The organism is uncultured Rhodococcus sp. (assembly GCF_963525155.1).
In the GTDB taxonomy this organism is placed as follows: domain Bacteria; phylum Actinomycetota; class Actinomycetes; order Mycobacteriales; family Mycobacteriaceae; genus Rhodococcus_F; species Rhodococcus_F qingshengii.
On the sequence record NZ_CAURKP010000196.1, the window covers coordinates 1 to 8,949 of the forward strand.

10 protein-coding genes are annotated in these 8,949 nt (G+C 63.5%); 3 read left to right on the top strand and 7 right to left on the bottom strand.

Features of this window, described 5'->3' with window-relative positions:
- Positions 1–64: 64 nt before the first annotated feature.
- A complete protein-coding gene (locus RWT78_RS25290; RefSeq protein WP_314681721.1) occupies positions 65–958 on the bottom strand; it encodes a dihydrodipicolinate synthase family protein in 894 nt (297 codons plus the stop codon).
- A 71-nt stretch (positions 959–1,029) separates the two neighbouring features.
- Here RWT78_RS25290 and RWT78_RS25295 point away from each other — a divergent pair, with 71 nt between their 5' ends.
- Positions 1,030–1,938, top strand: coding sequence for a LysR substrate-binding domain-containing protein (locus RWT78_RS25295; RefSeq protein WP_003941801.1), 909 nt, complete (start codon positions 1,030–1,032; stop codon positions 1,936–1,938).
- 6 nt (positions 1,939–1,944) lie between these two features.
- Here RWT78_RS25295 and nadC read toward each other — a convergent pair whose 3' ends face one another.
- The 3 genes from nadC to nadA are packed head-to-tail and all read right to left on the bottom strand — an operon-like array spanning position 1,945 to position 5,422.
- Positions 1,945–2,817, bottom strand: coding sequence for a carboxylating nicotinate-nucleotide diphosphorylase (gene nadC, locus RWT78_RS25300; protein ID WP_314681724.1), 873 nt, complete (start codon positions 2,815–2,817; stop codon positions 1,945–1,947).
- Positions 2,817–4,388 carry an L-aspartate oxidase gene (locus RWT78_RS25305; protein ID WP_003941771.1) on the bottom strand — a complete coding sequence of 524 codons (1,572 nt, stop codon included), beginning with the start codon at positions 4,386–4,388 and terminating at the stop codon, positions 2,817–2,819. The genes nadC and RWT78_RS25305 overlap by 1 nt, the downstream gene beginning before the upstream one ends.
- Complete coding sequence (gene nadA, locus RWT78_RS25310; RefSeq protein ID WP_003941702.1) at positions 4,385–5,422, bottom strand: quinolinate synthase NadA; 1,038 nt, start codon at positions 5,420–5,422, stop codon at positions 4,385–4,387. Before nadA ends, RWT78_RS25305 begins: the two co-directional genes overlap by 4 nt.
- A gap of 102 nt (positions 5,423–5,524) precedes the next feature.
- Between nadA and RWT78_RS25315 the strand changes: the two genes are divergently transcribed.
- A complete protein-coding gene (locus tag RWT78_RS25315) occupies positions 5,525–6,253 on the top strand; it encodes an NUDIX domain-containing protein (protein ID WP_007733069.1) in 729 nt (242 codons plus the stop codon).
- Positions 6,254–6,267: 14 nt separating this feature from the next.
- On the opposite strand, the gene RWT78_RS25320 is transcribed toward RWT78_RS25315, so the two are convergent.
- Positions 6,268–6,600: a hypothetical protein gene (locus tag RWT78_RS25320; protein WP_003941794.1), complete on the bottom strand. Its 333-nt coding sequence runs from the start codon at positions 6,598–6,600 to the stop codon at positions 6,268–6,270.
- A 109-nt stretch (positions 6,601–6,709) separates the two neighbouring features.
- Positions 6,710–7,312 (bottom strand): TetR/AcrR family transcriptional regulator, encoded by a 603-nt coding sequence (locus tag RWT78_RS25325; protein WP_314681727.1) that lies wholly within the window; start codon positions 7,310–7,312, stop codon positions 6,710–6,712.
- An 83-nt stretch (positions 7,313–7,395) separates the two neighbouring features.
- Between RWT78_RS25325 and RWT78_RS25330 the strand changes: the two genes are divergently transcribed.
- Complete coding sequence (locus tag RWT78_RS25330; RefSeq protein ID WP_208690532.1) at positions 7,396–8,226, top strand: SDR family oxidoreductase; 831 nt, start codon at positions 7,396–7,398, stop codon at positions 8,224–8,226.
- Between the two features lie 11 nt (positions 8,227–8,237).
- Here RWT78_RS25330 and RWT78_RS25335 read toward each other — a convergent pair whose 3' ends face one another.
- Positions 8,238–8,828, bottom strand: coding sequence for a DUF2567 domain-containing protein (locus RWT78_RS25335; RefSeq protein ID WP_161120608.1), 591 nt, complete (start codon positions 8,826–8,828; stop codon positions 8,238–8,240).
- Positions 8,829–8,949 lie beyond the last annotated feature (121 nt).

The window sequence follows — 8,949 nt, forward strand, 5'->3', positions numbered from 1 at the left end:
ACAACAAGACGCTCATTGAATCCCCCGATCCCCTCCCCAAATCATACTCGAACACCCGTTCGAGTCAAGAGCGGTAAACCTCGAGCGCCCGCGCTACCGATTCGTCACCCGCAGGTAGCAACGGCAGTCGAACATTGGGAGTCGGAATCTGTCCCAACGCATGCAATACGCCCTTGATCACAGTCGGGTTCGGTTCGGAAAACAGAGCTCCGGACAGCTTCGACAAACTCCGCCCGAGGTCACGGGCGCCGTCCACATCGCCACTGTCCCAAGCTTTTACCAAGCGGACGAACTCAGCGGTCGACACATGAGCGGACGCCAAGATGCCACCGGCCGCACCCAAGGCCAGAAGAGGCGCGAGAAATAGATCATCCCCCGCCAGTACGGCGAAGTCGCCTGGAAGATCCGCGAAGAGTTCGACGGCAGCTGCGTCGATACCGCCCGCGGCATACTTCACACCAACAACCCCGGGCAAAGTACCCACCTCCTGCAAAGTGCCGCTGTCCAGATCGCACGCAGTCCGGTACGGCACGTGATAGACGATCAGCGGCACTGGGCTCGACGACTGCAGATGCGCGAAATGCGCCACCACACCGGCTTTCGACGGCCTCGTGAAGGAGGGAACCGGCACCAACGCCGCCGAGACCTCAGGCCACCGAGCCAGCCTCCCGAGCGCCTGCGCACTGGCCGCCGTGTCGTTACTGCCCGCGCCGACGATCAACGTCGCGCCTCTCGCACGGCACACATTCGCACAGATATCCAGAACGGTCACTCTCTCCTGCTCGGTGAGTGTTGCGGCTTCCGCTGTAGTCCCCAGCGCAACGAGTCCGACCGCACCCTCGGAGAGGACCTGGTGCGCAAGCTGTTCGAGTGCATCGGTTGCAATACGACCGTCGCTCTCGAAGGGCGTGATCAGTGGAACATGGATTCCGGCCAGGTCAACTCGAGTCGTAGTCATAGAACTCAGCCTCACCGAACAAACCTTGTAGGTCTAGTTCGCATTTCCATCGTCGAGCGTAAGCTGAGCTGATGCTCGATGTTCGCCGACTGAAGCTCTTGCGCGAACTAGCGCTGCGCGGAACCATCGTTGCCGTTGCCGAGGCGCTGTCGTTCAGTCCCTCCGCGGTGTCGCAGCAGTTGGCCGTCCTCGAACGTGAAGCCGGCGTGCCGCTGCTGGAACGAACAGGCCGTCGCGTCCGACTCACACCCGCCGGTGAGAACCTCGCACGTCATGCCGAAGCCATCCTGCAACGCCTGGAGCAGGCGTCAGGTGAATTGGTCGACGCACGTCGTGGACTGGCGGGGCCGCTGCGCATCGGAACGTTCCCGACCGCGGCACGGGCGATCCTCCCGGCGGCATTGATCGCCCTGTCTCGCGAGCATCCCGGGTTGGAACCGATGGTTTCGGAGATCGACCCGGCGGACGTCGCCGACGACCTACGAGCTGGGACTCTGGACTTGGCATTGATTCACGACTACGACTTCGTCCCTCGCCCCACCGAACCGGGCCTGACGACATTGCCGCTGTGCAGCGAAGCCGTGTACCTCGCATCGAGTGACATCGAGTCAGATCCCCACGACGCTGTCGCATCGCTGACCGACTGCGTAGAACGTCCCTGGATTACCGCAATTCCCGGAACTGCTTGTCATGCAATGACTATTCGCGCATGCCAGGCAGCTGGATTCACCCCGAAAGTGCGACACCACATCGACGAATTCGCCACCGTTCTCGCCCTCGTCGCTGCGGGACAGGGTGTTTCGCTGGTTCCTGAACTCGGAACAATCCATCCGCCGCTAGGTGTGCGCCTGACGCCGATGCCCATTCGACGAAGGACCAAGATTGCACACCGAGCGGGCTCCGACGCTCACCCGGCGGTCACAACCGTGACAAACGCGCTTCGCTCGGCCGTCCCACAACTGCTGGACGCCGAGCAATAGCGGCACCTACATGTCGAGCCCGAGGTCGAGGACCGTCACCGAGTGTGTCAAGGCACCTACAGCGAGGTAGTCGACGCCGGTTCGGGCGTACTCTGCGGCAACGTCGATGGTGAGACCACCGGATGACTCGAGTTTGGTTTCTGGAGCAACAGCGTCTCGGCGCTGGACCGCGATCTGCGTCTGCCACAGCGGGAAGTTGTCCAGCAGAACAAGTTCCACGTTCTCCGCCAGCACCTGATCGAGCTGAGTGAGGTTGTCGACCTCAACTTCGCACTCGATGTCCGGGGCGAGCTCACGGACCGCACGAAGTGCTGCGACCACCGAACCGGCAGCAGCAACATGGTTGTCCTTGATCAACGCCGCGTCACCCAATCCCATACGGTGGTTGACGCCTCCGCCCACGTGGACTGCATATTTCTGCAGAGAACGCAGTCCGGGCAGTGTCTTTCGGCTGTCCCGCACTTTGGCATGAGTGCCGGCGATGGCGTCGACCCACTGTGATGTCGCCGTGGCGATTCCCGAGAGATGGCAGACGAGGTTGAGCATCGTGCGCTCTGCCGTGAGAAGTCGGCGGGTGGGCGCGACAACGGTGAGCACCGATTGACCTGGCGCAACCCGAGTTCCGTCGGCCACCCGATCAACGACCTCGTAGTTACCCGCGCCGATCACCTCGTCGAGAACAAGCAGTCCGACGTCGATGCCGGCGACAGTACCCGAGGAGCGTGAGACGACCGACGCCTTCGCGACCGCATCGGCGGGAACCGTTGCGGTAGAAGTGATGTCGGGGCCATAGCGCAGATCCTCGTCCAGAGCGAGCCTGACCAATGTGAGCAGCTCGTCACGGTCGAGCGGCGCGGGCAGGATCTTCTGCTCGGTCATCAATGAACTCCTGTCAACAACATGTCGGGTATTTCTAGCGCTCCATCGGCACCCATCTTGATCCGAGTGCTGCGACGCTGATTCGGATCTGTTTCAGGATAGTCGGTGCGGGTATGGCAGCCACGGCTCTCGGTTCGCGCCACGGCCACGTCGACCAATGCAGTCGCGGTCAACGTGAGCGCCGCGTCTTCGAGGTCCGGAGCAGCCACCGCCACTGTCTGTTCGGCGTCGGCAAGCGCGGCTCGCGCAATCTGGAGACCGCCTCCGTCGCGAACCACCGACGCGTGTGCCGTCATGACGGACTGCACGGTCTCTCGCGGCAGGATCGGCATCGGCTTGCGCACCACGTTGACCACTTCGGCATGAACCTCGCGACGCTCGGCAGCTGCGATTCCTGCACGCTCCCCGACTACCAAACCCTCGAGAAGGCTGTTGGACGCAAGACGATTCGCGCCGTGCAATCCCGTGCGAGCCACTTCGCCTGCTGCGTAGAGACCAGGCACTCCCGTTCGTCCATGGACGTCGGTGGCGACTCCGCCGCACGAATAGTGCGCGGCCGGCGCGACCGGAATTAATTGGGTGCGTGGATCGATGCCCGCTTCGAGGCAGGACGCCGTGATGGTCGGGAATCTCGAATCGAAACCGTCGAGCTTGCGAGCGTCGAGATAGACGTGATCAGTGCCGAGATCGCGTAGTCGTGCTGCGATTGCCCTCGAGACCACGTCACGCGGGGCGAGATCACCCAGCGGATGAACACCTGCGGTGACCGAATCACCGTTGGTGTCGACAAGAATCGCGCCCTCGCCGCGGACCGCCTCACTGATCAGGGGTCGGCGGCCTACCCCGCCCGGAGTGAAGAGCACCGTCGGATGGAACTGAACGAACTCCAGGTCCGCAATCGCCGCACCGGCTTCGAGTGCCAACGCGATTCCGTCGGCAGTCGCTCCGGGCGGATTTGTGCTGCAGGCATACAGCTGACCGAGTCCGCCGGTAGCGAGCAGCACCGCGGGCGCATGGATCACTCCGAGGCCTTCCGGCGAGGAGACGATGAGTCCGCACACCCCACGCCGGTTGGTCACCACCTGGACTGCCGCTGCACCGAACAGAACGGGGAGCCCGGCAGCATTGAGAGCACGCTGCACTTCCGCGCCAGTGGCGTCGCCGCCGGCATGGATGATCCGACGCGTGCTGTGCCCACCCTCGCGGGTGCGCGACACCTCGCCGTCTCGCCCGCGATCGAAGACCGCTCCCAACGCGGCCAGCGCAGCAACAGCGTCGTGACCAGCTTCGACGATGGAATAGACAGCTTCCTCGTCGCACAAACCGACGCCGGCCTCACACGTATCCGAAACGTGCGACTCGACGGAATCGGTATTCAGATCGTCGACGACCGCGATGCCGCCCTGCGCGTACTGAGTCGCGGTGTCCGTCGGACCGCCCTTGCTGACCGTGAGTACTTTCAGTCCGCGCAGAGAAGCGGTGCGCGCGGCGGTGAGGCCCGCGACACCGCCTCCCACGACGACCAGGTCGGCATGAGCCTCCCAGGCGAAACGCCCGGCAGGGCTGGTCACTCGCCGCCGCCCGGATTACCGATCTCGATCATGCGCTGCACCGACTTCTGTGCACGCTTGGCCATCTCGAGATCGACGTGGACCTCGTCCTTGCCCTCGAGAAGGCAGCGAAGCAACGCGGCAGGCGTGATCATCTTCATGTACGGGCACGACGCGCGGTCGTTGACGGCCTGGAAATCGACGTCGGGCGCCGCCTTACGCAACTGGTGCAGCATCCCGATCTCGGTCGCAACCAGAACCTGCTTGCTCTTGGTGACGCGGGCAGCGTCGAGCATTCCGCCGGTGGAGAGAATCTTGACCTTGTCCGCGGGGACCGCGCCTTCGCCGGCGAGGTACAGAGCCGAAGTGGCGCAACCACATTCAGGGTGCACGAACAGCTCGGCGTCCGGGTGCGACTTGGACTTGGCCGTCAGCTCGTCACCGTTGATGCCGGCGTGCACGTGGCACTCACCAGCCCAGATCTGCATGTTGGTACGGCCCGTCACGCGCTTGACGTGAGCTCCCAGGAACTGGTCCGGCAGGAACAGAACCTCGCGGTCGGGATCGATCGAGTTGACCACGTCGACGGCATTGGACGAGGTGCAGCAGATGTCGGTGAGACCCTTCACCTCTGCGGTTGTGTTCACGTACGACACCACCAGCGCGTTCGGGTTGTCGGCCTTCCACTCACGAAGCTGCTCGGCATTGATCGAGTCGGCCAGAGAGCAGCCGGCTCGCTCGTCCGGGATCAGCACGGTCTTGGACGGCGACAGGATCTTCGCGGTCTCGGCCATGAAGTGCACACCGCAGAAGACAATCGTGTCCTCGGGCGCCTCGGCAGCAATTCGCGACAGCGCCAGGGAGTCACCGACATGATCGGCGACGTCCTGAATCGCAGGCAGCTGGTAGTTGTGCGCAAGAATCGTCGCGCCGCGTTCGCGAGCCAGACGTTTGATCTCGGCGGCCCACTCGGGGGTCGCTTCGACTCCGTTGTATCCGCCGGGGCCGTCGTGAATCTGCGAGGCCGATCCCTCCCATAACGTCGTGGTCGTCATGGCGTTCTCCTTCACCGTGAACCCGGGCTCGTCACCCAGTTCAAATCCGGACGGGCTGGCCCGGATTTCCGTATTCGAGGTTTTCGACTTAGGATCGAAAACGTGCCCAATAGTAACACCACCCACGAAGTGCTTGCAGCGGTGTTCCAAGTTCGCACCTTCCCCGCAAGCATCGCCGCAGGTGACGGCGATCACTGCCCGCAAGGGCGTGAAGAGTTGGCCGTGCTGCTGTGGCAGCGTGCACTCAACCCACAGAAGGGCACGTGGTCCCTGCCCGGGGGCACTTTGCGCGACGACGAGGACCTGACGACCTCCGCTCGACGACTCCTCGCCGAGAAGGTCGACCTACGAAAGGTCGCCCACCTCGAACAGCTCTCCGTCTTCAGTGATCCACAGCGCGTGCCGGGTCCGCGCCGCATCGCGTCGACCTTCCTCGGACTCGTTCCCCTCAGCGCCGACCCACAACTGCCACCGGACACGGCCTGGCACCCGGTTTCGAAGTTGCCGGAGATGTCGTTCGACCACGGAACCGTCGTACGGCACGCGCGCAATCGACTTGCCGCGAAACTCTCGTACACCAACATCGCATTCGGGCTGGCCCCGGAAGAGTTCGCGATGTCGACACTGCGCGAAATCTACTGCGCTGCCCTCGGTTACCAGGTCGATGCCACCAACTTGCAACGCGTGCTGGGGCGTCGAGGCGTTCTGACTCCCACCGGCAACACCGCACCGTCCGGCAAGTCGGGTGGACGTCCACCCGCCCTGTACCGTTTCACCGACTCCACCTTGCGGGTCACCGACGAATTCGCCGCACTACGGCCGCCAAGCTGACACCGATCGCACTGTCAGGCAACAGCTTCGAGACTTCCGCGCTGCAGCCACACCGAGGTCACGGCGCCGGCCGGATCGATGACCCGGTTGATTACACCGAACCGAGTCGTCACCCGATCGAGAATCCGATCGGCCTGCCAGCGATCCGTCGGATCGGCGACAATCGCAAAGAAGCGATGGGCAGGTTTTCCCGCCATGACGCGAACCAATTCGGTGACCGTCCGCGCCGTGACTGCCACGCTCCAACCAGCGTCGAGAAACTCGGCGGCCGTGCGCGCACCGTGCTCGAATCCGATGTCCGTGACAAGTACAACTCCCCTGTTGGGGGCGATCTCTGAAACACTCATTGCCGAACCTCCACTCGGAATCAATCTTCTTGACTCCTATGTAAGTCCGCAATCTTGTGCTTCCCTTGTGCTGGTTCTGTGAGAACTCTGGGGAATTGCGCGCCCCACCTCAGACAGCCCTGGAAAGGCCCGCCCAGAAGACCGTCGAGGCCGCGTTCACGACCTCGCCCACCGGCACGTCGCCCAACATTCCGCCCGCAGCAAGCGTCGCGACGCCGTGGAACGTCGCAAAGGCAACCAGCGCAATGCTTTCCGGATCACCGGCGGCAATGTCACCTGCGGCCTGAGCTTCCGAAACGAGCCGGACGGTCAGGTCCATCGTCGCGTGCCCCGCGTTGACGACAGTTTCGTCGGCGCCCGGCGCATGCTTGTTGCTGTACATCAGAGAGAGCAGGCCCGGATGCTCCAGCGCAAAATCCACGTAGGCATTGGCGAGCGAGGAGAACCGGGCCCTCGCGGTCGGTGGAGCATCCGCGACTGCCCGCTCGAGCGCACCGGTCATCCGATGGAATCCACTTTCGGCCAAGGCATCGAGCAAAGCCTGGCGATCACGAAAGTGCTTGCCCGGAGCCGCGTGGCTCACGCCCGCCTCACGCGCGAGTTGCCTCAGCGACAACTTGTCGACGCCATCTCGTTCGAGTGTTGCTTCGGCCGACGCCAGGAGTTCCTGTCGCAGGCTGCCGTGATGATACGGCTGTTCGTGGGCGGGCATGGTGGCACCATATCAAAATGTTGTCATTGACAACTATGGTGTCAGTGCCTACATTTGGGATCACCCGAACCGAAGGAGCCACCATGGCCATCGACGTAGCCGGAACCACCGTCCTCATCACCGGAGCCAGCGCTGGGCTCGGAGTGGAATTCGCTCATCGCTTTGCCGCTCGCGGCGCAAACCTGGTTCTGGTCGCCAGGCGGGCCGACCGCCTCGAGGCACTCGCCACCGAACTCCGTGGCGTCCACGGCATCATCGTGACAGTCCTGCCCGCCGACCTGGCCGCACCCGGCGTCGGTGCATCGCTGCACCAGGAGCTGACAAACCGTGGCATCACCGTCGACTCGCTGATCAACAACGCCGGATTCGGAACACACGGGGCATTCGTGGACGAAGATCTCGAGCGCGTCACGTCCGAAATTCAACTCAACATCGCCACGCTGGTCGAGCTGACACACACATTCCTGCCCGACCTTCTCACCGGCCGCGGAGCACTGGTCAACATCGCCAGCACAGCGTCGTTCCAGCCGACACCGGGCATGGCCGTCTACGGCGCGTCCAAGGCGTTTGTACTCAACTTCACCGAAGCACTCTGGGCCGAAGCTCGCGGCAGCGGATTGACTGTATTGGCGGTGTGCCCCGGTCCGACGCGCACCGAGTTCTTCGACGTAGTCGGCTCCGAAGACGCGGCGGTCGGGCGAATGCAGACGGCAACTCAGGTGGTGGACACCGCTTTCCGAGCACTGGATCGACGCTACGCGCCGCCGACCGTTGTATCGGGACTGCCGAACTGGGTGTCCTCGATCAGCACTCGCTTCGCAACCCGCCGGTTGGGCGCGCTGATTTCCGGGCGACTGTTGGGTGACGTGCGAATGAAAACCGAAACCAAGCGCTCGTCGACCTCTGCGGCGTAGCGACGCAACAGTTACGGAAGTTTCGGCTGGCTCTCGACTTCGGCCTGTTCGGTGTCGGTGGCCGGATCCCCAGATTCCGGATCCCCGGATTCCGGGTGGTCCCCCACCCCGAGGTCGTCGTACGGATTGAGCACTGCAAGAACCAATGTCACGACGCACGCCGCGAGCGGCTGAAACAGAAGCACGAGCAAAGTTCCGACGTTCGGGGCCCGCGCGATGATCTCCCCGACCGCCGGATTGTCGGCCGTAGGGAAACGCAGTTTTGTCACGCCCGAACCCACGAGTGCCATCAGTCCGGCACCTGCCACTGAACCGACTATCAACCCGCCCAGGGCATAAGGACCTCGACTCAGGCGTGCCAACCAGGCCGCCACCGCCGACAGCACACCGACGATCAGTGCCAGCCAGATGAACACGGCGCTCGCGTCGAACTGATGAAGGCTCTCACCCGTCAACGCGACGCCGCGCCCCTCGGACACCACCAACAGGTGCTCGGCCGGAGCCAAGAACGCCCACAGCACACCGACGAGCACGCTCACGCCCGCAATGGTTGCGGCGATCACGATCGCGGTGCGCAGACGAGTCTGCCGAAGAGAGATCACACAGAGTGACGCTACCTGCGGGCGACGTCGATCGAGTCGACGACACCGTGTCGGGAGCATTTCGCCCACCATCCGTCAGGGCTGACCTGAACGATCATGCGGCGCCCGCACTGCTCGCAGA